The sequence below is a fragment of the Bradyrhizobium sp. DOA1 genome (assembly GCF_001593325.1).
Taxonomy (GTDB): Bacteria; Pseudomonadota; Alphaproteobacteria; order Rhizobiales; family Xanthobacteraceae; genus Bradyrhizobium.
Window position 1 is genome coordinate 6,358,165 of record NZ_JXJM01000001.1, and the last position, 22,328, is coordinate 6,380,492.

Consider the following 22,328-nt stretch of genomic DNA (forward strand, 5'->3'; position numbering starts at 1 on the left):
CATCCGTACGCTCTGCGCGGGCGTCGCGCCCGGAGGCGGCCGCATCATTCAATGCATTTCCAACAGGGCTGCCTCGCTGTCGCCCGCGTGCAAGGACGTGCTCGCGCCGTTCGCGGCGAGATGAGCTCTCGTACGCCCAAGGGACGACATGATTGATCACGTGCGTGAATGAATTCACTCGCGGGCGCGACGACAAATCTATTGCAAGTATCCGATTTCGATCACGACAAGCCCGGGAGGACCACATGCGTTCGTTGCTGCTCGTCGCTTCTGCACTGCTTGCCTTCGCGGCCACCATGACCTTCGAAGCCACCGACGCCAATGCGGTGGTCTGCGCCCGTGGCGTCTATCGCGCCGGTTGCGCCGGGCCGAACGCGGCCGTCGTGGTCCGGAAGCCGGTTCCCGCCGTGCGCTGCACCAGGGTCCTGGTGAACGGGGTTTACGTGAAGCGCTGCGTCTGAGGCGCGAATAGCCAAGCCGGCGCGGTTTGGCTATGATTCGGACCTGACGGTTCGGACGCCCGCAAAACGTGCGGTCCGAAGATGAGCTTTGGCGTGTCCGCGCTTGCCGATAATTCTGCTGGCGCCGGACGCCGGAGCCCATTAGTCTACCCTTAGATAGTAAGTATACTGTCAATTAGGGAGGCAGACGTTGCGGATCGCCGTGATTGGCGGGGGGCCCGGTGGGCTCTACTTTGCCTATCTCTGGAAGAAGCGTCACCCCGAGGATCAGGTCGACCTGTTCGAACAGAACCCGGCCGACGCGACCTGGGGTTTTGGCGTCGTGTTCTCGGACCAGGCCCTGGAATTCCTGCGCGCCGACGATCCCGAGACGGTCGACGCGATCGCGCCGCATATGGAGAGCTGGGAGAACATCACGCTGAACCTGCACGGCGACAGCGTCGCCATCGACGGGGTCGGCTTCTCCTCGATCGGACGGCTCGACCTGCTCAGATTCCTGCAGCAGCGCGCGCTCGACGTTGGCGTCACGCCGCGCTTCGACACCCAGATCCACGCCATCGACCAACTCAACGGCCATGACCTGATCGTCGCCGCCGACGGGCTGAACTCGCTGGTGCGGCGCGCCTATGAAGGCGATTTCGGCACCTCGCTGTCCTACTCCTCCAACAAGTTCGTCTGGTACGGCACATCGAAACGCTTCGACACGCTGTCGCAGACCTTCGTGAAGACGGACCGCGGCGCCTTCAATGCCCATCACTACCGCTACTCGCCGGCCATGAGCACCTTTCTCGTCGAATGCGACCATGCGACGTGGCAGGCCTATGGCTTCGCCTACAAGGACGTCGAGCAGTCCAAGGGCGTCTGCGAAGAGGTCTTTGCGGACACGCTCGGCGGCCATTGCTTGGTCTCCAACAAGTCAGTGTGGCGCAACTTTCCCTGGGTCTGGAACGAGCACTGGTCGTTCAAGAACATGGTGCTGCTCGGCGATGCCCTGCACTCGGCGCATTTCTCGATCGGCTCGGGCACGCGCCTTGCGATCGAGGACGCCATCGCGCTGGTCAAGGCGCTGGAATCCGACGCGCATCTGACGACCGCATTGCATCGCTATCAGGCAGCGCGCAAGCCGGTGGTGCAGAAGCTCGTCAACGCCGCGCGGACCAGCGCCTTCTGGTACGAGCACTTCGCCCAGCACATGCAGCTCGACCTGATGGATTTCGCCTACAGCTACATCACCCGCTCCGGCCGGATCGACGACGCCCGCCTGCGCCACATGTCGCCGGCCTTCATGGCACGTTACGAGGCCGCCAAGAATACTGGAGATGCGGCATGAGCAACCAGATACGCGACCAGGTGCCTGCGGACAGCGCGGGGGCACGCGAGATCGGCTTTGCCGTTCCGCAAGTCTACAACGCCAGCCGCGTGCTGTTCGACAATCTCGGCAAGGGCCGCGGCGACAAGCGCGCGCTCATCGGTCCGGCCGGCACGCGGACCTATGCCGAGCTCTGCGCGGAAGCCTGCCGCTGGGGCAATGGCTTCGCCTCGCTCGGCCTCAAGCGCGGCGACCGCGTGCTGTTGTTCCTCGACGACACGCCGGCCTATCCTGCCGCGTTCTTCGGCGCGGTGCGCGCCGGCTTCGTGCCGCTCCTGATCAACACGCTGACGCCGCCGGATCTGTTGCAATTCTATCTCGCCGATTCCGGCGCGGCCGTTGCGGTGGCGGATGCCGAGTTCTGCGCGCGATTCAATGCGGAGGCCTGCACGGCGACCGGCCTGCGCACACTGATCATCGTCAATGGCGAGGTCGGCGATCATGCCGCGCCCGAGGCATTCGCAGCGGCAGGCTGGCTTGCACAATTTCCGGCGGAGTTGGCGGAAGCCCCGACGCACCGCGACGAGATGGCGTTCTGGATGTACTCCTCCGGCTCCACCGGCCGGCCCAAGGGAATCGTGCATCTCCAGCACGACATGGCCTACAGTGAGGCCTCCTTCGCGAGAAGCGTGCTGAAGCTGACGCCTGAGGACATCTGCTTCTCGGTGCCGAAGATCTTCTTCGCCTATGGCTTCGGCAACTCCGTCACCTTCCCGTTCTCGGCAGGCGCGGCAACGCTGCTGCTGCCGGGACAGCCGAAGCCAGCATCGATCTTTGCGGCGATTGAACAGTACGAGCCGACGGTCTTCTTCGGCCTGCCGACGCTCTACACCTCGCTGACCAAGGCCGAGGGCGCGGACAAGACGAACTTCTCGTCCCTGCGGATGGCGCTCTCCGCAGCCGAGGTGCTCTCGGCCGAAGTCTTCAACGGCTGGAAGACGCTCACCGGCCTCGAGATCGTCGAAGGCCTCGGCTCGACCGAGGTGCTGCACATCTATCTCTCCAACCGTCCCGAGCAGAAGAAGCTCGGCGCCGCCGGCCTGCGCGTGCCCGGCTACGAGGTCGCACTGCGCGACAAGGACGGAGGCGACGTCGCCGACGGCGAGGAAGGCATTCTGTGGGTGCGCGGCGATTCCAACACGCCGCTGTACTGGAACCGGCCGGACAAATCCGCCGAGACCATCCGCGAGGGCGGCTGGATCTACACCGGTGATCGCTTCGTTCGCGATGACGAGGGCTTCCACTTCTTCCGCGGCCGCGCCGACGATCTCATCAAGATCTCTGGCCAGTGGGTCTATCCGCTCGAGGTCGAGCTGTGCCTCGCCGATCACCCCGATATCCGCGAATGCGCCGTGTTCGCCGCCGAGCTGCCGGACCGGCGCATGACGCTGAAGGCCGTTGTCGTGATGAACAACCGCGCCGCCAACGAGAACGAGGCGACGCGGCGGCTCCAGGACTACGTCAAGGGCAAGCTGCTGCCCTACAAATATCCGCGCGAGGTGATCTTCACCGACGAGCTGCCGAAGACCGGCACGGGGAAGATCGACCGGCAGGCGCTGCTGCGGATGTAGCCACCGGTGTCATCGCCCGGCTTGACCGGGCGATCCAGTATCCCAGAGGCAGTTGTGATTGAGCGAGAGGCCGCGGCGTCTGGATTCCCCGCCTTCGCGGGGAATGACAGCGGAGATAAAGGCGACTGCATCGCCATATACTCCCTCACCCACCCTTCCCCAGATGCTCCAGCGCGTCCTCGGCGCGCAGCGGCACGCGGGAGGCTTCGTTGTTGAGGTCGACGAGTTGCACCAGGAGCCCCAGCAGCGCCTTGCGGTCGGCGGGCTTGAGCGGCTCCAGCATGCGCGCCTGGGCGCGCTCGACGGCGGGGATGATCTCGCGCAGGATCGCGGCGCCGGATTTGGTCAGATGCAGCAGCTTGATGCGCTTATCCTCGCGCGCCGGCCTGCGCTCGATATAGTCCTTGACCTGGAGCCGCTCGATGACGCTGCCGAGCGTGGAGCGGTCGAAGGCGATCACCGCCGACAGCCGCGTGGCGTCGATGCCGGGATGGGTGTGGATCGCGATCAGCGCGGCATATTGCACCGGCGTGAGATCGAACGCCTTGCACTCCTCCATGAAGATCGAGACCGCGATCTGCTGCATGCGCCGGAACAGATAACCCGGCGCGGCATAGACCGCGTCCATCGTGATCGGAGGAGAAGGCTTACTCGGCATCGGGCTGCTTCTCCGGCGCGGCATTGGCGAAGGCGGGGAGCGCCTTGGCGGCGGCTTCCGCCTGGAGCAGGCGCGGATAGGCCGAGACATCGACGCCGAAACGGCGCGCATTGGCGAGCTGCGGCACCAGACAGAGATCGGCCAGCGTCGGCATGTCGCCGAAGCAGAACGGTCCCGGCTCGCCCCTGATCAGCGTCTCGCAGGCCGACAGCCCTTCGCGATTGACCCAGGCGGCCCAGTCCTGGACTTTCTCCTCGGGCAAGCCCAGCTCGCGCAGTCGCGCCAGCACCTTCAGATTCTGCACCGGATGGGTGTCGCACGCGATCGCCAGCGCGAAGGCGCGCACCTTGGCGCGCCGCAGTGGTTCCTTCGGCAGCAGCGGCGGATTGGGGTGAGTTTCGTCGAGCCATTCGATGATGGCGACCGATTGGGTCAGCACTGCACCCGTGTCGTTTTCCAGCGTCGGCACCAGGCCCTGCGGGTTGATGGCGAGATAGGCGGGCGCGCATTGCTCGCCCTTGCGCAAATGATGCGGCAGATGCTCGGCCCCAAGGCCCTTGAGATTCAGCGCGATCCGCACGCGATAGGCGGCGCTGGAGCGGAAATAGCCGTGCAGCTTCATCGAAACCCTCCCTGTTTTTTGTCGTTACGGGGCTCGCGGAGCGAGAACCCGGAACCTCGCGATTCCGGGTTCGATGCTGTCGCATCGCACCCCGGAATGACGACCATTGTTACAGCTAACCGTCACGTTGACGCTACCTAGATCGTCAGTATACTGTCAATCAACAAACGACCGGGAGCCGCCACCATGGAAGCCGTGACCAAGACGCCGGAACGCGAGGCGTTCTACAAAAAGATCGACGGCGAGAACCTCACCGCGCTGTGGACGGTGATGAGCGACCTGATCACGCCGGAGCCGAGAAGCGCGTGCCGTCCGCATTTGTGGAAATTCGACGTCATCCGCGACTACATGACGGAAGCCGGCAAGCTGATCACCGCCAAGGAAGCCGAGCGGCGCGTGCTGGTGCTGGAGAACCCGGGCCTGCGCGGGCAGTCCAAGATCACGACCTCGCTCTATGCCGGCGTGCAGATGGTGGTGCCCGGCGATGTCGCGCCCGCGCACCGGCATAGCCAGTCCGCGCTTCGCTTCGTGCTCGAAGGCAAGGGCGCCCACACCGCCGTCGATGGCGAGCGCACCGCGATGGAGCCGGGCGACTTCATCATCACGCCGTCGATGACCTGGCACGATCATTCCAACGAAACCGATGAGCCCATGTTCTGGCTCGACGGCCTCGACATCCCGCTGGTGCAGTTCTTCGATTGCTCCTTTGCGGAAGGCTCGAAAGAAGACCAGCAGAAGATCACGAGGCCTGCCGGCGACAGCTTCGCGCGCTACGGACACAATCTCCTGCCCGTCGACGTCAAGCGCAGCTCGAAGACCTCGCCGATCTTCAGCTATCCCTACGCCTACACCCGCGAAGCCCTGGAGAAGGCGCGCGCCAGCCAGGAGTGGGACGCCTGCCACGGCCTGAAGCTCAAGTTCAGCAATCCAGAGACCGGCGATTTCGCCATGCCAACCATCGGCACCTTCATCCAGCTGCTGCCGAAGGGTTTTGAGACTGCACGTTATCGCGCGACCGATGCGACGGTGTTCTGTCCGATCGAGGGCAAAGGACGCAGCCGCATCGGCGATGCAGTCTTCGAATGGGGCCCGCGCGATCTCTTCGTCGTGCCAAGCTGGCACTGGGTGACGCACGAAGCGGACGACGACGCGGTGCTGTTCAGCTTCTCGGATCGCCCGGTGCAGCAGAAGCTGGATCTGTTTCGGGAAGATCGCGGCAACGCGTGAGGGTGCAGGTCTTGTAGGGAGGGCAAAGGCGCCCTTGCGCCGTGCCCACCATGCTTTTGCGAGTTGAAAGATGTGGGCACGCTCCGCTTTGCCCACCCTACGGCAGCGGCGATTGCAGCTACCGCCAGTGTAACAGCCGCATCTCCAGCCAGCCGATCACCTTGCCAACGGCCAACCCGAACACCGACAGGATCACCACGCCCGCGAGCAGCTGATCGGTCTGCATCAGATTGCCGGCCTGCAGCACGAAGGCGCCGATGCCGTATTGGGCGCCGATCATCTCGGCGCTGACGACGAGGAGCAGCGCGACCGAGGCCGTGATGCGGAAGCCGGCGAGGATCGCGGGCAGCGCGCCGGGCCAGATCACCTTGCGCACGATGGTGGCGAAGGGAACGTTGAAGCTCTGCGCCATGCGGATGAGGTTGCGCGGCACCGCGTCGACGCCGCTATAGACCGAGATCGCGGTTGAAAAGAACACCCCAAGCGCGATGGTCGCGATCTTCGGCTCTTCGCCGATGCCGAGCCAGAGGATCAGGAGCGGCAGCAGCGCGATCTTCGGGATCGGGAACAGCGCCGAAATGAAGGTGATGCCGACGCTGCGCGCGAGCCTGGACAGGCCGATGGCGAAGCCGACGGCGACACCGGCCGCGGTGCCGAGCAGCCAGCCGACGCCGATGCGCAGCAGCGAGGCCGACAGATGCTGCCAGAGCGCGCCCGAGATCGCGAGCTGGTAGATCGCCCGCGCGATCGCCGACGGTGCCGGCAGGAACAACGGATTGGCGAGACCGGCGCTGCCGGCGACCTGCCAGATCGCGATGACGAGGGCGAGCGCGATCCAGCCGCCGAAGCGGCTCGACGCAGGCACGAAGCCGGCGCCGCGGAAACGGACGCGGCGGGGCGCCTGATCCGTCGAGGTCGCATCCGCCGGCGCACGATCAAGCATGCTGGACCTCGCGCTCGGCATCGATGGCTTCGTTCCGGATCAGCGACCAGATCTGGTTCTGCAGCGCCAGCAGCTTCTCGCGCGCCGCGGTTTCGCCGCGTTCAGTGCGCGTCATCGGCACGGTCACGACCTCGCGGATGCGGCCCGGCCGCCGCGACAGCACCACGATGCGGTCAGCGAGCCGCGCCGCCTCTTCGAGATTGTGGGTGACATAGACCGCGCCCATGCCGCCGTCGGCGAGCAGGCGGACGAAATCCTCCATCAGCAGTTCGCGCGTCTGCGAATCCAGCGCCGAGAGCGGCTCATCCATCAGGAGGATCGCTGGCTTCACGGCGAGCGCGCGCGAAATGCCGACGCGCTGGCGCATGCCGCCGGAGAGCTGCTTTGGATAGGCTTGGCGGAAATCGGTCAGCCCGGTGCGGCGCAGGGCATCGTCGACCAGCGCGCGCCGCTGCGCGGCCGAGAGTTGCGTGTGCAGCAGCGGGAATTCGACGTTCTCTTCCACGGTGGCCCAGGGTAACAGTGCAAAATCCTGGAATACGAAGGTGAGCGGATTGAGACTGTTCGCAGGCGGCGCGCCGCGCAGCTCGGGCGCGCCGGAGGTCGGTTGCAGGAGGCCGCCCAGGATCGACAGCAGCGTGCTCTTGCCGCAGCCGGACGGACCAACGATGGCGACCACCTCGCCGGCACTGACCGTGAAGGAGACGTCGTCGAGCACAGCGAGATCGCCGAAGCGGTGGCAGATGTGGTTGGCGATCAGGTCCATGCGATGCGCCCGCTTTCTTCACCGGTCGGTTCGCATTGAGCGAAGCGAAATGCGAACCGGGGTGGGGTGACAGTCCATCCACGACGGCGCTGACAACGATTGCCGATGAAATGCCCCCCGACGACTAACGCGAACGGCGGAGAGACTGCCGCCGTGGCTCACCCCACCCCGCTCGCTCCGGACGATGCTGCGCATCGCCGGTGCGATCGACCCTCCCCCTCCAGGGGAGGGTGGCAGATCGCCTTCGGTGAGAGTCAGCATCGCCAGCATCAATCCGCCTTCACATAGTCCTTCGCAATGATCGCATCCGCATCAAAGCCCTTGTCGACGAAGCCCTGCTCCTGGAGCCATTTGATCTGGTTGTCGACGTTCTTGACGTCGAGCTTGCCGTCGGGATCGATATAGGCGCAATTGCCAACCACCTGCTCGACCGGCAGGTTGGTGTACTTCGCAATGATCTCCAGCAGCGGCCTGGTCTTGTCGTTGATGGGGGCGACGCCGTCCTTCATCGCGGCGAGTATGACGTCGTGATATTCGCGATCCGCCTTCGCCAGCGCGCCGAGCAGCTTCGCCACAAGCAACTTGTTGGTCAGCGTCTTCGGCGAGGCGAACACCGCGCCCAATTGCCAGGGCGTCTCGTCGCCGACCCAGCCCAAAAACTTCGCGCCGCCCTCGTCCATCAGCTTTCGCGCGGTCGAGATCGGCAGCAGCGCCGCATCGACGGTCTCGCCCTTGAGCGCGGCTGCCGCATTCGACAGCGATTGCAGCGGCACGATCTTCACCTCAGAGAGCTTGAAGCCGTATTTGTCGGCGAGCAGGCCGAGCGAATAGTGAAAGCTCGATCCGACCTGTGTCATCGCCACGCGCTTGCCGGCGAGATCCTTTGGCGTCTTCAACCCGGCCGCGTAGGCGTTGTTGCTGGCGAAATAGCCGATCAGGGGATAGCCGGCTTTCTCGCGGCTCATGCCGCCGATCACCTTCAGCGTACCCTTGCCGGCGAGATTGTAGAGACCGGCGGTGAAGGCAGTGATGCCGAAATCGACGTCGCCCGAGGTGGTGGCGACGGCGATCGGCTGCGCCGCATCGAAGAATTTCAGCTCGACCTCGAGGCCAGCCTCGCGAAAATAGCCCTTGTCCTGCGCGATGAATACGGGCGCGGAGGACGACAGGCGAAGCACGCCGATCTTGGCCTTGAGCGCGCCTTCGGCGCTCGCCGTGCCCATCGCCATGATCGCCAAAAGGCCAGCTGCCGCGAGCCGCGCAATCCCGATCATCCCGTTTCCTCCCGTTCTCTCTGCAGTCCGTTACAGGCCCTCGGGGACGGGCTGGTCCAGCCCGATGAAGGCGCCCTGTTGTTTCAACGTTTCCTGCAATTTTTCAACGGGGATGTCACGCGGGATCCGGTTTCCGGACAGCGCCAGCGCGGCGGCGGAACCGGCGGCCTCGCCCATCACGAAACAGGCACCGGAGACCCGCGCCGCCGACTGGCCCTCATGGGTCATCGAGGCACAGCGGCCGGCCACCAGGAGATTGTCGACGCCTTCGGGCACCAGCATCCGATAAGGCAGCTCGTTGTAGCCGCGCGATTCCGGGATCGGCGGGAAGGTGAACACGACGTCGCCGGGCACATGGGCCTCGATCGGCCAGCCATTGACGCCGATGGAATCCGCGAACGAGGCGCAGCCGAGCACATCCTCGCCGCTGAGCTGGTAGCCGCCCTTGATACGGCGGGTCTCGCGGATGCCGAGCTGCGGCGGCAGATCGACGATGTAGGACTTTTCAAAGCCCGGGACAGTGCTGCGCAAAAACTCGTACGCGGCAAGCGCCTGCTTGCGGCCCTCGATCTCGCCGCGGGTGAGATCGTCGGGCTCGACGCCGTTGATGGCGTGGCCGTCTGCGCGCGCGACTTGCGTAAAGTTCACCCGCCATTCGATGCCGGATTTCTGCGGCCGCACGATCGCGCTTTTCCGCGGAAATTTATGCGTTCCGGCGGCGAGCGCCTTCTCCATCAATTGCGGAATGGTGCGCCAGGCCTCGCCCGCCTTGGCGGGATCGATGCCGTTGAGGCGCAGCATCATCGAGGGATAGAGCGGATGGCCGTGCTCGTCGCCGATCTCAAACGGCGCGCCGGCCCAGACCGCGAGGTCGCCATCGCCCGAGCAGTCGATGAAGATCTCGGCTCGCACCGCCTGCCTGCCGGCTTTGGTCTCGACCATCAGCGCGTCGATGCTGCGGTCATCGCCCATCACCACACCAGCGCCGAGCGCGTGGAAGAGGATGTTCACCTTGTGGCTCGCCAGCAATTCGTCGGCCGCGATCTTGTATGCGGCGGTGTCGTAAGCCTGCGCATAGACCTTGCCGAGGATCAGATGCGGCGTGTTGAGGCCGTTCAGATGATCGATCCGCGCCAGCAACTCCGACGCCAGGCCCTGCACCAGCCGGCGGTGCTCGCCATGGACATTGCCGTGCAGGCCGCAGAAATTGGTGACGCCGGCCGCGGTGCCCATGCCGCCGAGAAAGCCGTAGCGTTCGATCAGAAGCGTTTTCCGCCCGGCGCGCGCGGCGGAGGCGGCAGCGACAATGCCGGCGGGTCCGCCGCCGAGCACGACGACTTCGTATTCGCCATAGAGCGGCACCTGACGTGCCGGTTCGTCGATCATTGTGGCCCGCATGACGCGCCCGCTCCCGAAATCTCTTGCTTGGGGCCGACTATGAATTAACGCGTACGGCGCTACAATCCACCAAAATAGGCGATCAGCTTTCGCGAATCGAGAAAGGCGGACATGGACATCCTGGTGAACCTGCAGGCCTTCCTCGCCACCGCGGATGCCGCCGGCTTCTCCGCCGCCGCGCGAAAGCTCGATGTCTCGACCTCGGTGGTCGCCAAGCGCGTCACGCAGTTGGAGGCGCGGATCGGCACGCCGCTGTTTCACCGCTCGACCCGGCAGCTGCGGCTCACCGAGGCCGGCCAGCGCTACGTGCATCGCGCGCGCAGCGTCGTCGCCGATGCCGCCGACCTGCTCTCGCGCATGGGCGAGAAGGGCCACGATCTCGTCGATCATCTTCGCATCAAGGCGCCGACGTCGCTGACGGTGGCACGGCTCGCCGATGCGTTCAGCGCGTTCCAGACCCAGAACCCGCGGCTCAAGCTCGAGATCGTGCTGATCGACCGCCCGGTCGATCCTGTTGCCGAAGGCTTCGATATCGCCATCGGCGCCTTTCCGCATTCGTTCGGCGGCGTGATCGACGAGCCGCTATGTCCGCTGAAGCGATTGCTCTGCGCCTCGCCCGCTTACCTGAAGAAACACGGCACGCCAAAACATCCGCGCGACCTCGTCGAGCATCGCTGCCTCAGCTTCATGCCGACCGGCCCCGAATGGATATTCGACGGACCGCGCGGCCGCATCAGCATCCAGGTCAGCCCGCTGCTCTCCTCCAACGAGGGCCACGTGCTGGCGCGCAGCGCCATCGCCGGCAACGGCATCGCGCTGATCTCGCATTATCTCGTGGCGGGCGCGTTGCGTGACGGCAAGCTCAAGCCGGTGCTGCGCGAGTTTCCGATTCCGGAATTGTGGGTGAAAGCGGCGATTCCGGAGCGGCGGCGCAATGCGGCGGCGGTGCAGGCGCTGCTGACGTTGCTGAAAGCGTCGCTGGCGCAGTCGCTTTAGGCGGGGCTGCGTCATTGCAACAAGATCGCGGTTGCTCTCTGACCATGGAACTGAGAGAAGGACCATTAAATACCGCTGTCATCGCCCGCGAAAGCGGGCGATCCAGTATTCCAGAGACGTCCAACGTATACGGAGAGGCCGCGGCGTACTTGGTCGCCCGGTCAAGCCGGGCGACGACAAGCAACCTGGTTCAACGCATGGATTCGACGCTTTTGAAATTCGCCCTGCCCGCTTTTGTCGTTTTCGCGATCTCCGCCACGCCCGCCTCGGCCGTGGAGCAAAACTGCCGCTTCATCCAGTCCAAGCTCGACCGCGAAGCCTGTTACAAGCGCCAGGAGGAGGAGCTCGCAGCCAAGCGTAGGCCTGCGCCGGCGACTGATGAGAGCAAGACTCTCGAAACACTGCGCCAGATGCGGCAGGACGACGACGCGGTCTATCGCAGCATCAACAACATCTGCCGCGGTTGCTGACGTTCAGCCTTTCCCACCACCCCAATTCGCCGCCCGCTTTTCGGCGAACGAGGCCAGCCCCTCCGCCGCCTCGGCGCTCTGGCGCTTGAGCGAGTGCAGCTGCACGAGCCGCTTGTAGGCGGCATCGTCCACCGGTATGCCGCCGAACGAGCTTTCCAGCGCGAGGCGCTTGGTCTCGGCCATGGCCTCGGGCCCGTTGGCGAGCAGCTGCTCGACCACCTTGGCACCTGCGGTTTCGAGATCGGCGAGCGGCACGACCTCGTGGACGAGACCGATGCGGCGGGCGTCCTCGGCGCCGAAGCGTTCGCCGGTGAGCGCGTAGCGGCGGACCTGCCGTACGCCAATGGCGTCGCAGAGCTGCGGGATGATGATGGCCGCGGTCAGGCCCCAACGCACCTCGGTGATCGAGAACAACGCATTGTCCGCCGCGATCACGACGTCGCAGGCCGCGATCACGCCGGTGCCGCCGCCAAAGCAGCCGCCCTGCACCAGCGCGATGGTCGGTATCGGCAGCGTGTTGAGCCGCTGCACGGCCTCGAAGGTCGCGCGCGAGGCCGCTTCGTTGGCTTCAGCCGATTGCGGCCGGACGCCGTTGATCCATTTGAGGTCGGCACCGGCCTGGAAATGCTTGCCGTTGCCCCTGAGCATGACGACACGCAGGCTCGGCCTCTGTCCGAGGTCGTCCATGGCCGCGAGCACGCCCGCGATCAAGTCGCCGTCATAGGCGTTGTTGACCTCCGGCCGGTTCAGCGTGACGGTCGCGACGCCGCGCTCATCGAGCGTCCACAGAACGGGGTTGGCGGTCATCGGCGATCCCTCCGCTTCGTTTGCTGCGCACTATGACCGAGGCTGTGCGTCCTGATCCATATCTTTCCGGCGTGGGGCGGCCGCGCCCATCGCATGGCGGCTTGTGTCATGCTGATCTGGGGCGGCACCGAGATCAAGGACGGGACATCACATGCGCATCTGCATTTTCGGCGCGGGCGCCGTCGGCAGCCATCTTGCGGTCCGGTTGGCGCGCGCCGGCCATGAGGTCTCTTGCGTGATGCGGGGGGCGCATCTGGAGGCGGCGCGTGCGGGCGGCCTCAAGCTGCGCGTCGGCGATTCCGAGGTCGGTGCCAAGGTGAACGCGTCGGGCGATCCAGCCCAGCTAGGTCCGCAAGATGTCGTGATCTCGACGCTGAAGGCCACCGCGCTGACTGGCCTCGTCTCCAGCATCAAGCCGCTGCTCAAGGACGACACCGCGATCGTGTTCGCACAGAACGGCATTCCCTGGTGGTACGGCATCGGCCTGCCGCCGCGACACCCGACACCGCCGGACATTTCCTTCCTCGATCCCGGCGGCCGCCTGCGCGCCTGCATCCCGAAGGAGCGAATTGTCGGCGGCGTCGTCTTTTCCTCCAACGAGGTGATCGCGCCGGGCGTGGTGCAGAACCTGACGCCGGATCGCAACCGGCTCCTGATCGGCGAATGCGACGACCGCAATTGCGAGCGCATCACGAAGCTGCGCGGCGTCTTTAACGATGCCCGGCTGGAATCGCCGCCGGTCGCCGAGATCCGCGAGGCGATCTGGTCAAAGCTGCTGACCAACATGTCGCTGTCGGTGCTGTGCCTGCTCACCGGCCAGACCGCGCGCGGCGTACGCGACGATCCCGCCTTCACCGACGTCATCCCGCGCATGCTGAACGAGGCCAACGACATCGCGCAGCACTTCATCCCCGAGGTGAAGCGTGTGACACGAAGCGGCCCCGCCCCGAACCACAAGCCGTCGCTGCTGCAGGATTACGAGCTCGGCCGCGCCATGGAGATCGACGTGCTGGTGAGGGCGCCCGCCGCCTTCGCTCGCACCGCGGGCCTGTCGACGCCGACGCTCGACCTGATCGCCGCGCTGGCGATCCAGAAGGCGCGTGACAAGGGGCTCTATTCGGCGTGACGTTCAGTCGAGCGCGTCGATCCAGGCGGCGAGCGTGTCGAGCACTTCCGTCAGCGCCTCGTCATTCGTTCGACCGGACTTTTTCAGCACCGCGAAAGAATGGTCGCCACCTTCGATCTCATGCAGCGTCGCCTTCGGCCCGAGTGTTTCAATTACGGGCTTGAGATAGCTGAGGTCGGCAAGTCCGTCGCGCGTGCCTTGAAGGAACAGCATCGGGATAGCGATGGCGGCGAGGTGCTCGGCGCGCTCGGTCGACGGCTTCTTGTCGGCATGGAGGGGAAAGCCGAGGAAGGCGAGCCCTTTGACACCGGGCAGCGCAGACTTCGACTGCGCCTGCGAGGTCATGCGCCCGCCGAAGGACTTGCCGCCGGCGACGAGCTTCAAGCCCGGGCAGAGCCGCGCCGCCTCCGCGACTGCCGCGCGGATGGCGGCGTGCGCGACCGCCGGCTGGTCGGGACGCCCCTTCTTCTCCTCCATGTAAGGGAAATTGAAACGGAACGTCGCGATGCCGCGGCTCGCGAGACCTTCTGCGACCTTCTCCATGAAGGAATGCCGCATATCGGCCCCGGCGCCGTGCGCCAGCACGTAACAGGCGCGCGTCGCGGCCGGCTGCGTCAGGATCGCCGAGACCGTGCCGACACGCTCGATGTCGAGCTTGAGCTCGCGCCTCTCAATCAAGACTGAACGTTCCCAATGAAGCCCCGGCCGATGGTACCTGCGCGACGGTGACCTGGAAACATCAAATGCGCGCGGGAACTTCAGCTGACCCGCCGTTCCCGCCCCTCCCAGAACGGCCTGCGCAGCTCGCGCTTCAGCACCTTGCCGGCGCCGGACAGCGGCAGCGGCGTCTCGGTGATCTCGATGCTGCGCGGGCATTTGTAGCCGGCGATCAACGCTTTCGTGAACTCGATCAGCTCGCCGGTCGAAACCTCCACGCCGCTGCGCTTGACCACGACGGCATGGACCTGCTCGCCCCATTGCTCATTGGGAATTCCGATCACGGCGCATTGCAGCACCGACGGATGCTGCGCCAGCGCGTTCTCGACCTCGACCGAGTACACATTCTCGCCGCCCGAAATAATCATGTCCTTGACGCGGTCGACGACATAGATGAACCCGTCCTCGTCCATGTAGCCGCCATCGCCCGTGTGCATCCAGCCGTCGACGACGGCGCGCGCGGTCTCCTCCGGCCGCTCCCAATAGCCCATCATCACGGTGTCGCCGCGCACCACGATCTCGCCGACGGCGCCCGCCGGCAATGGCTGATCGTTCTCGTCGACGATCCGCACCTCGCAGCCGAGGGTGGCGCGGCCGGCACCGCGGTGACGTCCCTTCCTGCGTCCCTCTCCGACATGCTGATCGGGATGCAGCAGCGTCGCGATCGGCGACAATTCGGTCATGCCGTAGGCCTGCGTGAAACGCACATGCGGCAGTGCGCGCGCGGCGCGGTCGAGCACTGCCTCGCTGATCGGAGAGGCCCCGTAGATGATGTTCTTCAGGGACGACAGCTCATAGTTTCCGATCGCGGGGTGATCGACGAACATCTGGATCATCGTGGGCACCAGCAGCACGTCGGTGACGCGCTCGTTCTGCATCGCAGCCATCACGCCTTCGGGCGTGAAGCCCTGAACGATCACGTTGGATCCGCCGGAGAGCAGCAGCGAGTACATCGCCGCCCCGTTGGCGAGGTGAAACATCGGCGCCGCATGCAGATAGATCGCGCTTCCCGGAAACAGTCCTTCGCCGAGTGCATTGAGCGCATTGGCCATCAGATTGTGGTGACTGAGCATCACGCCCTTGGACCGGCCGGTGGTGCCGCCGGTGTAGAAGATGCCGGCGAGATCGTCGCCCTTGCGCATGGCATCGGCAACCGGCGCGCTGCCGGCGACCAGATCCTCATAGCTCTCCATCCCGGCCGGCACCTCGCCGTCGTCGGCATAGATCAGCTTCAGCCCCGGAATGGCGCCGGCGAGCTGGGCGCCGACCTGCGCGAAGGCCTTGTCGACCAGCAAAACCGAAGCACGGCAGTCGCGCAGCGCATCCTCGTTCTCCAGGGCGCTCCAACGGATGTTGAGCGGCACGATCACGCCGCCCGCCCAGCCGGTCGCCAGATAAAGCTCGAGATAGCGGTCGGAATTGAAGGATAGCACGGCGACTCGGTCACCATCCCCGACGCCGCGTGTGCGCAGGCCGCCGGCCAACCTGGTAACGCGCTCGCCGAGCTCGCCCCAGCTGCGCCGCCGCTGGCCATAGACCGTCGCCAAACCGTTCGGATTGATCTGCAGCGCGCGCCGCAATCCATGCGTGATGTTCATCCTCTTCCTCCTCCCGTGCGTTTCTTCCCAGTCGTCTTGCGTCCTGAGTTGCGCCGTTGCGGCGCTCTCGGCGTCTTCTTTGTCATTTCCAACCGGCCCGCGGCGGCCAGGCCATCCGTCAGCCGGACCGTGAACTCGTCGGCGATCGCGGTCGGCGACAGCTCGCCGTCGCGGCGATACCAATGGCCGATCCAGTTGAGCGAGCCCGCGATCGCGAAGGCTGCAAGCTTGGGATCGCAGGGCCTGATCGAACGGTCGTCGATACCCCCGGCGATATACTGCCGGAACGTGGCGTCGATCCGCCTCTTGGCGGCACGTGCGACACCGGCGTTGCGCTCGGCGAGGTCGCGCAGATCGAAGCGCACCAGGCTCGCGCCGAAATCGGTCGCCATCAGACCGGCATAGGCGTGCACCAGCTTGCGCAGCTTGGCGAGGCCCGAACCACCGCCGGCGTTGATCTCCGTGATTACGCTGTCGACAAGCTCGGCGCCCATCGACCAGCACTCGAACAGGATCTCGTCCTTGCCCCGGAAGTAATTGTAGAGCGCAGGCTTGGTGATGTTCAGCCGGTCGGCCACCTCGTTCAGCGTCACGCGATGATAGCCCTGCTCCAGGAACAGCTGAACGGCGGCGCGCAGCACCGCCTCGCGCTTCTCGTCGCGGGCGCGGCGCCGGCTCTCGAAAGGCAGCCAGGGTGACGACGGTGGAACGGGCGGCGCTGAATCCATGGTGCTCGGTTGACTCCGGTCGACATCGAGCGATATGTTACCCATGGGTAATAAAAAGTCCAATGGGTAATTTATTGGGAGGAAGCGATGTCTGGCGTCGTCGTCGCAGGGGTCGGCATGATCCCGTTCGCCAAGCCGGGCGCCAGCGCGCCCTATCACGAGATGGGGACGGACGCGGTCAGGCTCGCGCTCGCCGACGCCGGCCTCGGCTACGACAAGATCGAGCAGGCCTATGTCGGATACGTCTACGGCGATTCCACCTGCGGGCAGCGCGCGCTCTACCCTGTCGGGATGACCGGCATCCCCATCGTCAACGTCAACAACAATTGCTCGACCGGCTCCACCGCGCTGTTCATGGCGCGGCAGATGATCGCAAGCGGCGCGCTGGATTGCGTGCTGGCGGTCGGCTTCGAGCAGATGAAGCCCGGCGCGCTCGGCAGCGTCTACACCGATCGCCCGAGCGCATTCGAGGACTTCGACGCCGCCGCGGACCAGCTGATCGACGCCCCCGGCGTTCCGCTGGCGCTACGCTATTTCGGCGGCGCCGGGCTCAGCCACATGAAGAAATACGGCACCCCGCTCGACGCCTTCGCCAAGGTGCGCGCCAAGGCGAGCCGTCATGCCAAGAACAATCCGCTCGCGCTGTTCCGCAAGGAAGTCACGGCGGACGACGTGATGAACGACCAGGTGATCTGGCCGGGCGTGATGACGCGTTTGATGGCGTGCCCGCCGACCTGTGGCGGCGCCGCCGCCGTGCTGGTGTCCGAGCGGTTTGCGGACAAGCACGGCATCGGCAAACAGGTGCGCATCGCGGCGCAGGCCATGACCACCGATACGCCCTCGACCTTCAAGGCCGGCGACATGATGCAACTGGTGGGCTACGACATGGCAAAACAGGCGGCCAGCCGGGTTTATGAGAGTGCCGGCGTCGGGCCCCGTGATCTCGACGTCGTCGAGCTGCACGACTGCTTCGCCCACAACGAGCTCATCACCTATGAGGCACTCGGTCTCTGCGGCGAGGGCGAGGCCGGCAAGTTCATCAATGACGGCGACAACACCTATGGCGGCCGGATCGTGACCAATCCATCCGGCGGATTGCTGTCCAAGGGACATCCGCTCGGCGCCACCGGGCTTGCGCAGTGCTATGAGCTGACGCGACAATTGCGCGGCACGGCAGGCTCCACGCAGGTCGAGGGTGCCAAGGTCGCGCTCCAGCATAATCTGGGCCTCGGCGGCGCCTGCGTCGTCACGCTCTACAAGCGGCATTGATCTCCGCCATGGTCGATCAGTCCGCCGTAGGGCGCAGCTTCACGCCCGTCACCGCGCGCGTGGAGCCCGGCCGTCTCCGCTACTTCCTCAACACGCTGAATGAAGAGAATCCAGTCTACCGCAACGCGGATGCTGCGCTGGCGGCCGGATTCGCCGGCACCCCCGTGCCGCCGACCTATCTGTTCTGCCTGGAGATGATGGACGTCGACGATCCCTTCGAGATGTTCACCGCACTCGACATTGATCTCGCCCGCGTGCTGCACGGCGAGCAGAGCTTCGTCTATCACGCGCCGGTTCTGGTCGGCGACACCCTGACGTTTCGGCCGCGCGTGACCAGCGTCGCGGACAAGAAGGGTGGCGCGATGACGCTGATCGGCATCCGCTGCGAGGTGACCAACCAGGACGGCGTGCACGTCGCCGATACCGCGCGCACCATCGTCGTCCGCAACGAGGTGGCGCCATGACGGCATCCGGAGACATCAAGGCTGGCGACCGCATCGTCCACAAGGTCTTTCCGCCGATCACCCGCCACACGCTCGCGCTCTATTGCGGCGCATCGGGCGACCATAATCCGATCCACGTCGATATCGACTTTGCCAAGGCGGCCGGTTTTACTGATGTGTTCGCCCACGGCATGCTGGTGATGGCCTGCCTCGGGCAGGCGCTCACCGACGTGGTACCGCCGTCGAGGCTTCGCAGCTTTGCGACGAGGTTCGTCGCCATCACCCAGCTCGGCGCCAGGCTGACATGCCAAGGCACCGTGACGGAGGTCTTCGCCGAGAATGGCGAGCGCCGCGCACGGCTCGCGCTCACCACCACCGATGATCGCGGCGAGGTCAAGCTCGAAGGCAGCGCCGTCGTCGCGCTGCAATAGCAAGAGGACTCAGTCACATGACAAAACTGCAGGGAAAGGTCGCGCTCGTGACCGGCTCGGGCCGCGGCATCGGGCGGGCGATCGCACTGAAGCTGGCGCGCGAAGGCGCCAGGGTCGTCGTCAACGACCTCGATACCGAGCCCGGCAATGCCGTGGTCGCGGAGATCGAGACGCTAGGCGGCGGCGCCGTCGCGGTGAACGGCAGCGTCGCGGAGGCCGGTTTCGCCGACCGCTTCGTCGGCACCGCGCTGGACAGGTTCGGCGGGCTCGACATCATCGTCAACAATGCCGGCTACACCTGGGACTCCACCATCCAGAAGATGACGGACGAGCAGTTCCAGGCCATGCTCGACGTCCATCTCGTCGCACCGTTCCGTCTGCTGCGCGCGGCCGCCGAGCCGATCCGCGTCTTCGCCAGGAAGGAAGCCGAGGAAGGGCGTGAGGTGTTCCGCAAGGTCGTGAACATCTCCTCCATCGCAGGCCTCTACGGCAATGCCGGCCAGGCCAGCTATTCCTCGGCCAAGGCTTCGCTCATCGGGCTGACCCGAACCATGTGCAAGGAGTGGGGCCGCTACAAGGTGAACGTGAATTGCGTCGCCTTCGGCCTCATCAACACCCGCCTCACCCAGCCGATCGAGGCGCAGCAGAAGACCATCGACGTCGCTGGCCGCGACATCAAGGTCGGCGTGCAGCCGCACATGCTCGACGCCATGTCGCGCATGATCCCGCTCGGCCGCGGCGGCACGCCGGAGGAGGCGGCCGACGCCGTCTATCTGTTCTGCAGTCCGGAATCCAATTATATCAGCGGTCAGGTGGTCGTCGCCGGCGGCGGCCTGATTGTCTGAGAGCGAGGCGCTGATGCATTATCGATCGTCCTGGATGACCGAAGAGCTGGACACGTTCCGCGACCAGTTCCGCAAATATCTCGCCAAGGATCTGGCGCCGCATGCCGAGAAATGGCGCGAGCAGAAGATGGTCGACCGCTTTGCCTGGCGCGGGCTCGGCGAGATGGGCGCGCTGCTCGCCAGCGTGCCGGAGGAATATGGCGGGCTGGGCGCGACCTTCGCCTATGACGCCGCCGTGCTGGACGATCTCGAAAGCACCGTGCCGGAGCTGACCACCGGCGTCTCCGTGCACAGCGCCATCGTCGCGCATTATATCCTCAACTACGGCTCGGAGGAGCAGAAGAAGCGCTGGCTGCCGAAGATGGCGTCTGGCGAGATGGTCGGCGCCATCGCCATGACCGAACCCGGCACCGGCTCGGACCTGCAGGCCGTGAAGACCACGGCGAAGAAGCAGGGCAATTCCTACGTCATCAACGGCCAGAAGACCTTCATCACCAACGGCCAGGCCGCCGACCTCGTCATCGTGGTCGCGCGCACCGGCGAGCAAGGCGCCAAGGGCATTTCGCTGATCGTGGTCGAGACGGCGGGCGCGGACGGCTACAAGCGCGGGCGCAATCTCGACAAGATCGGGCTGCACGCCTCCGATACGTCGGAGCTGTTCTTCGACAATGTCACGGTGCCGCCGGACAACCTGCTCGGCAAGGAGGAAGGCCAGGGTTTCGTCCAGCTGATGCAGCAGCTGCCGCAGGAGCGCCTGGCCCTCGCGGTCGGCGCCGTCGCTTCGATGGAGCGCGCGGTCAAGCTCACCACCGACTACACCAAGGAGCGGAAAGCCTTCGGCAAGCCGCTGATGGATTTCCAGAACACCGCCTTCACGCTCGCCGAGCGTAAGACCGAGGCGATGATCGCGCGCGTCTTCGTCGACTGGTGCATCGAGCGCCTGGTCGCCGGGGATCTCGACACCGTCACGGCGTCGATGGCGAAATATTGGTGCTCGGAGAAGCAGGTCGAGACCGCCGACGAATGCCTCCAGCTGTTCGGCGGCTACGGCTATATGCAGGAATATCCGATCTCGCGCATCTTCATCGATTCCCGCATCCAGAAGATCTATGGCGGCACAAATGAGATCATGAAGCTGCTGATCGCCAGATCACTGTAATCAGGTCGCTGCAATCGAGCCGCTGTGAGCTGCTACCTCATCCGCTTGTCGGCGGCGATGAAGTCGATGAAGGTCCGCACCTTCGCGGACAGGTATTTGCGGCTCGGATAGACCGCGAACAGCTTTCCGACGAAGACGACCTGCTCGGACATTAGGTGCTCGAGACGCCCGCTGGCGATGTCCTCGGCGACCAACCATTTCGGCAGGAAGGCGAGCCCCATGCCTTCCAGCGCAGCCATGTGCAGCAGCGTTTCGTTGCCGCTGCGAAGCACCGGATTGAGCTTGACGGTCTCGGGGCCGTGCTCGCCCTGGAAGGAGAAGCTCTCGCCGGGATAAAGCGCATAGTGCAGCAAGGCCCGGCCGGAGAGATCGGCAAAGGACACCGGGCGGCCAGCACGTTTGAGATAGGCCGGAGCAGCAACCAGATAGAACGGAACGTTGGTGATGGGCCGCGCGATCAGCGCCTCATCTGGCGCGCCGGTCGCGCGCAAAGCGAGATCGAATCCCTCCTCGACCAGATTGACCAGCCGCCCGCTGAGATCGACGTCGAGACGCACGTCCGGATGGCGGGCCTGATAGTCCGCCAGCACGCCCGCGAAGATCGAGTTCGCCATCCACACCGGTGCGGTCAGCCGCAGCGTGCCGTGCGGCACCACCGTCGCGTTGCTGACGGCGGCCTCGACCTCGTCGAGCGAGTCCAGCATCTGCCGGGCCTGCTCGAAATAGAGCGTGCCGCTTTCGCTCAGGCTGACGCGCCGGCTGGTCCGGTTGAGCAGCCTCGTGCCCAGCCGCTTCTCGATCTGCATCACGTGCTTGCTCGCCATGGCGGGCGACATGCGTAGGCGCTGCGCCGCGGCCGCAAAGCTCTTGAGCTCGGCGACCAGGCAAAACACCCTCATACTGACCAGAGTATCCATTGGATCATCAACATCCAGGAAACGAACCCATCCCGTAACCGATAGTGATCAATAATCAGGAAATCATCAAATGGTGGCAACCCTCACATTCCTGGAGCAACACCATGTCCACCACGACCCTCGAGACCGCCGCCCCCGGGCGGGCCCTCCGCATCGGCCTCTGGGCTGCGCAGGTCGTCCTCGCCTTCGTCGTTGTCTCGGCGGGATTCGTCAAGCTCACCACCCCGATTCCCCAGCTGGCCGCGATGATGCCCTGGGCCGGGCAGTATTCCGAGACGTTTGTCCGCTCGATCGCGCTGGTCGATCTCGCCGGTGGGATCGGCATCCTGCTGCCGGCCCTGACACGGATCCTGCCCCGGCTGACGGTGCTGGCCGCGCTCGGCTGCGCGGTGCTGCAGGTGATCGCACTCGTCTTCCACCTCTCGCGCGGCGAGGCTGACGTGGCACCGCTCAACATCGCGCTGCTTGCGCTTAGCCTGTTCGTATTGTGGGGCCGCGGCAGCAAGGCGCCGATCGCGCCGCGTCAGTTCTGA

24 protein-coding genes are annotated in these 22,328 nt (G+C 65.3%); 13 read left to right on the forward strand and 11 right to left on the reverse strand.

Features of this window, described 5'->3' with window-relative positions:
- Positions 1-245 precede the first annotated feature (245 nt).
- From SE91_RS29390 to SE91_RS29400, 3 genes are all read left to right on the forward strand, one after another.
- On the forward strand, positions 246-461 hold the full coding sequence (locus SE91_RS29390; protein WP_018316432.1) for a hypothetical protein: 216 nt from the start codon (positions 246-248) through the stop codon (positions 459-461).
- 190 nt (positions 462-651) lie between these two features.
- Positions 652-1,791, forward strand: coding sequence for an FAD-dependent monooxygenase (locus SE91_RS29395; protein WP_008542437.1), 1,140 nt, complete (start codon positions 652-654; stop codon positions 1,789-1,791).
- A complete protein-coding gene (locus SE91_RS29400) occupies positions 1,788-3,401 on the forward strand; it encodes a benzoate-CoA ligase family protein (RefSeq protein ID WP_061850138.1) in 1,614 nt (537 codons plus the stop codon). Before SE91_RS29395 ends, SE91_RS29400 begins: the two co-directional genes overlap by 4 nt.
- Before the next feature lie 145 nt (positions 3,402-3,546).
- Here the strand turns inward: SE91_RS29400 and SE91_RS29405 are convergent, their stop codons facing one another.
- Both SE91_RS29405 and maiA read right to left on the reverse strand, forming a co-directional pair.
- Complete coding sequence (locus tag SE91_RS29405; RefSeq protein WP_060734625.1) at positions 3,547-4,059, reverse strand: MarR family winged helix-turn-helix transcriptional regulator; 513 nt, start codon at positions 4,057-4,059, stop codon at positions 3,547-3,549.
- Positions 4,049-4,681, reverse strand: a complete 633-nt coding sequence (maiA, locus tag SE91_RS29410; RefSeq protein WP_061850139.1) for a maleylacetoacetate isomerase — start codon at positions 4,679-4,681, stop codon at positions 4,049-4,051. The genes SE91_RS29405 and maiA overlap by 11 nt, the downstream gene beginning before the upstream one ends.
- Positions 4,682-4,867: 186 nt before the next feature.
- On the opposite strand from maiA, the gene gtdA reads away from it, so the two are divergent.
- On the forward strand, positions 4,868-5,908 hold the full coding sequence (gene gtdA / locus SE91_RS29415) for a gentisate 1,2-dioxygenase (protein ID WP_061850140.1): 1,041 nt from the start codon (positions 4,868-4,870) through the stop codon (positions 5,906-5,908).
- Positions 5,909-6,026: 118 nt separating this feature from the next.
- On the opposite strand, the gene SE91_RS29420 is transcribed toward gtdA, so the two are convergent.
- The 4 genes from SE91_RS29420 to SE91_RS29435 all read right to left on the reverse strand — a co-directional run bounded on the left by SE91_RS29420 (position 6,027) and on the right by SE91_RS29435 (position 10,289).
- The gene (locus tag SE91_RS29420; protein WP_061850141.1) at positions 6,027-6,851 is read right to left on the reverse strand and encodes an ABC transporter permease; all 825 of its coding nucleotides are present in this window, start codon (positions 6,849-6,851) and stop codon (positions 6,027-6,029) included.
- Positions 6,844-7,617: an ABC transporter ATP-binding protein gene (locus SE91_RS29425; RefSeq protein WP_061850142.1), complete on the reverse strand. Its 774-nt coding sequence runs from the start codon at positions 7,615-7,617 to the stop codon at positions 6,844-6,846. Before SE91_RS29425 ends, SE91_RS29420 begins: the two co-directional genes overlap by 8 nt.
- Before the next feature lie 269 nt (positions 7,618-7,886).
- Entirely contained in the window at positions 7,887-8,891 is a 1,005-nt protein-coding gene (locus SE91_RS29430) for an ABC transporter substrate-binding protein (RefSeq protein WP_061850143.1), read from the reverse strand.
- A gap of 30 nt (positions 8,892-8,921) precedes the next feature.
- Positions 8,922-10,289: an FAD-dependent oxidoreductase gene (locus SE91_RS29435; RefSeq protein ID WP_061850144.1), complete on the reverse strand. Its 1,368-nt coding sequence runs from the start codon at positions 10,287-10,289 to the stop codon at positions 8,922-8,924.
- Between the two features lie 111 nt (positions 10,290-10,400).
- Here SE91_RS29435 and SE91_RS29440 point away from each other — a divergent pair, with 111 nt between their 5' ends.
- A complete protein-coding gene (locus tag SE91_RS29440) occupies positions 10,401-11,285 on the forward strand; it encodes a LysR family transcriptional regulator (RefSeq protein ID WP_061850145.1) in 885 nt (294 codons plus the stop codon).
- A 44-nt stretch (positions 11,286-11,329) separates the two neighbouring features.
- A complete protein-coding gene (locus tag SE91_RS37905; protein WP_245318563.1) occupies positions 11,330-11,755 on the forward strand; it encodes a hypothetical protein in 426 nt (141 codons plus the stop codon).
- A 3-nt stretch (positions 11,756-11,758) separates the two neighbouring features.
- Here SE91_RS37905 and SE91_RS29450 read toward each other — a convergent pair whose 3' ends face one another.
- Entirely contained in the window at positions 11,759-12,562 is an 804-nt protein-coding gene (locus tag SE91_RS29450; protein WP_061850146.1) for an enoyl-CoA hydratase-related protein, read from the reverse strand.
- Between the two features lie 151 nt (positions 12,563-12,713).
- Between SE91_RS29450 and SE91_RS29455 the strand changes: the two genes are divergently transcribed.
- Entirely contained in the window at positions 12,714-13,688 is a 975-nt protein-coding gene (locus SE91_RS29455) for a ketopantoate reductase family protein (protein WP_061850147.1), read from the forward strand.
- A 3-nt stretch (positions 13,689-13,691) separates the two neighbouring features.
- Here SE91_RS29455 and SE91_RS29460 read toward each other — a convergent pair whose 3' ends face one another.
- From SE91_RS29460 to SE91_RS29470, 3 genes are all read right to left on the reverse strand, one after another.
- Complete coding sequence (locus SE91_RS29460; protein WP_061850148.1) at positions 13,692-14,366, reverse strand: alpha/beta hydrolase family protein; 675 nt, start codon at positions 14,364-14,366, stop codon at positions 13,692-13,694.
- Positions 14,367-14,446: 80 nt separating this feature from the next.
- Entirely contained in the window at positions 14,447-16,003 is a 1,557-nt protein-coding gene (locus tag SE91_RS29465; RefSeq protein WP_061850149.1) for an acyl-CoA synthetase, read from the reverse strand.
- A complete protein-coding gene (locus SE91_RS29470; RefSeq protein ID WP_063921091.1) occupies positions 16,000-16,731 on the reverse strand; it encodes a TetR/AcrR family transcriptional regulator in 732 nt (243 codons plus the stop codon). Before SE91_RS29470 ends, SE91_RS29465 begins: the two co-directional genes overlap by 4 nt.
- Positions 16,732-16,818: 87 nt before the next feature.
- Here SE91_RS29470 and SE91_RS29475 point away from each other — a divergent pair, with 87 nt between their 5' ends.
- The 5 genes from SE91_RS29475 to SE91_RS29495 are packed head-to-tail and all read left to right on the forward strand — an operon-like array spanning position 16,819 to position 20,878.
- Positions 16,819-18,000, forward strand: coding sequence for a lipid-transfer protein (locus tag SE91_RS29475; protein WP_061850150.1), 1,182 nt, complete (start codon positions 16,819-16,821; stop codon positions 17,998-18,000).
- A gap of 8 nt (positions 18,001-18,008) precedes the next feature.
- On the forward strand, positions 18,009-18,464 hold the full coding sequence (locus SE91_RS29480; RefSeq protein WP_061850151.1) for a MaoC family dehydratase N-terminal domain-containing protein: 456 nt from the start codon (positions 18,009-18,011) through the stop codon (positions 18,462-18,464).
- A complete protein-coding gene (locus SE91_RS29485; RefSeq protein ID WP_061850152.1) occupies positions 18,461-18,874 on the forward strand; it encodes a MaoC family dehydratase in 414 nt (137 codons plus the stop codon). Before SE91_RS29480 ends, SE91_RS29485 begins: the two co-directional genes overlap by 4 nt.
- A gap of 17 nt (positions 18,875-18,891) precedes the next feature.
- Positions 18,892-19,719, forward strand: a complete 828-nt coding sequence (locus SE91_RS29490; RefSeq protein WP_061850153.1) for an SDR family NAD(P)-dependent oxidoreductase — start codon at positions 18,892-18,894, stop codon at positions 19,717-19,719.
- Between the two features lie 13 nt (positions 19,720-19,732).
- Positions 19,733-20,878, forward strand: coding sequence for an acyl-CoA dehydrogenase family protein (locus SE91_RS29495; RefSeq protein ID WP_061850154.1), 1,146 nt, complete (start codon positions 19,733-19,735; stop codon positions 20,876-20,878).
- A 32-nt stretch (positions 20,879-20,910) separates the two neighbouring features.
- Here SE91_RS29495 and SE91_RS29500 read toward each other — a convergent pair whose 3' ends face one another.
- Complete coding sequence (locus SE91_RS29500) at positions 20,911-21,795, reverse strand: LysR family transcriptional regulator (RefSeq protein WP_061850155.1); 885 nt, start codon at positions 21,793-21,795, stop codon at positions 20,911-20,913.
- A 104-nt stretch (positions 21,796-21,899) separates the two neighbouring features.
- Here SE91_RS29500 and SE91_RS29505 point away from each other — a divergent pair, with 104 nt between their 5' ends.
- On the forward strand, positions 21,900-22,328 hold the full coding sequence (locus SE91_RS29505; protein ID WP_061850156.1) for a DoxX family protein: 429 nt from the start codon (positions 21,900-21,902) through the stop codon (positions 22,326-22,328).

Coding starts and splice junctions, on each gene's coding strand:
- SE91_RS29390 (WP_018316432.1), top strand. CDS start 246: ATGCGTTCGTTGCTGCTCGTCGCTTCTGCACTGCTTGCCTTCGCGGCC.
- SE91_RS29400 (WP_061850138.1), top strand. CDS start 1,788: ATGAGCAACCAGATACGCGACCAGGTGCCTGCGGACAGCGCGGGGGCA.
- SE91_RS29405 (WP_060734625.1), bottom strand. CDS start 4,059: ATGCCGAGTAAGCCTTCTCCTCCGATCACGATGGACGCGGTCTATGCC.
- maiA (WP_061850139.1), bottom strand. CDS start 4,681: ATGAAGCTGCACGGCTATTTCCGCTCCAGCGCCGCCTATCGCGTGCGG.
- gtdA (WP_061850140.1), top strand. CDS start 4,868: ATGGAAGCCGTGACCAAGACGCCGGAACGCGAGGCGTTCTACAAAAAG.
- SE91_RS29420 (WP_061850141.1), bottom strand. CDS start 6,851: ATGCTTGATCGTGCGCCGGCGGATGCGACCTCGACGGATCAGGCGCCC.
- SE91_RS29425 (WP_061850142.1), bottom strand. CDS start 7,617: ATGGACCTGATCGCCAACCACATCTGCCACCGCTTCGGCGATCTCGCT.
- SE91_RS29430 (WP_061850143.1), bottom strand. CDS start 8,891: ATGATCGGGATTGCGCGGCTCGCGGCAGCTGGCCTTTTGGCGATCATG.
- SE91_RS29435 (WP_061850144.1), bottom strand. CDS start 10,289: ATGCGGGCCACAATGATCGACGAACCGGCACGTCAGGTGCCGCTCTAT.
- SE91_RS29440 (WP_061850145.1), top strand. CDS start 10,401: ATGGACATCCTGGTGAACCTGCAGGCCTTCCTCGCCACCGCGGATGCC.
- SE91_RS37905 (WP_245318563.1), top strand. CDS start 11,330: ATGGAACTGAGAGAAGGACCATTAAATACCGCTGTCATCGCCCGCGAA.
- SE91_RS29450 (WP_061850146.1), bottom strand. CDS start 12,562: ATGACCGCCAACCCCGTTCTGTGGACGCTCGATGAGCGCGGCGTCGCG.
- SE91_RS29455 (WP_061850147.1), top strand. CDS start 12,714: ATGCGCATCTGCATTTTCGGCGCGGGCGCCGTCGGCAGCCATCTTGCG.
- SE91_RS29465 (WP_061850149.1), bottom strand. CDS start 16,003: ATGAACATCACGCATGGATTGCGGCGCGCGCTGCAGATCAATCCGAAC.
- SE91_RS29470 (WP_063921091.1), bottom strand. CDS start 16,731: ATGGATTCAGCGCCGCCCGTTCCACCGTCGTCACCCTGGCTGCCTTTC.
- SE91_RS29475 (WP_061850150.1), top strand. CDS start 16,819: ATGTCTGGCGTCGTCGTCGCAGGGGTCGGCATGATCCCGTTCGCCAAG.
- SE91_RS29480 (WP_061850151.1), top strand. CDS start 18,009: ATGGTCGATCAGTCCGCCGTAGGGCGCAGCTTCACGCCCGTCACCGCG.
- SE91_RS29485 (WP_061850152.1), top strand. CDS start 18,461: ATGACGGCATCCGGAGACATCAAGGCTGGCGACCGCATCGTCCACAAG.
- SE91_RS29490 (WP_061850153.1), top strand. CDS start 18,892: ATGACAAAACTGCAGGGAAAGGTCGCGCTCGTGACCGGCTCGGGCCGC.
- SE91_RS29495 (WP_061850154.1), top strand. CDS start 19,733: ATGCATTATCGATCGTCCTGGATGACCGAAGAGCTGGACACGTTCCGC.
- SE91_RS29500 (WP_061850155.1), bottom strand. CDS start 21,795: ATGGATACTCTGGTCAGTATGAGGGTGTTTTGCCTGGTCGCCGAGCTC.
- SE91_RS29505 (WP_061850156.1), top strand. CDS start 21,900: ATGTCCACCACGACCCTCGAGACCGCCGCCCCCGGGCGGGCCCTCCGC.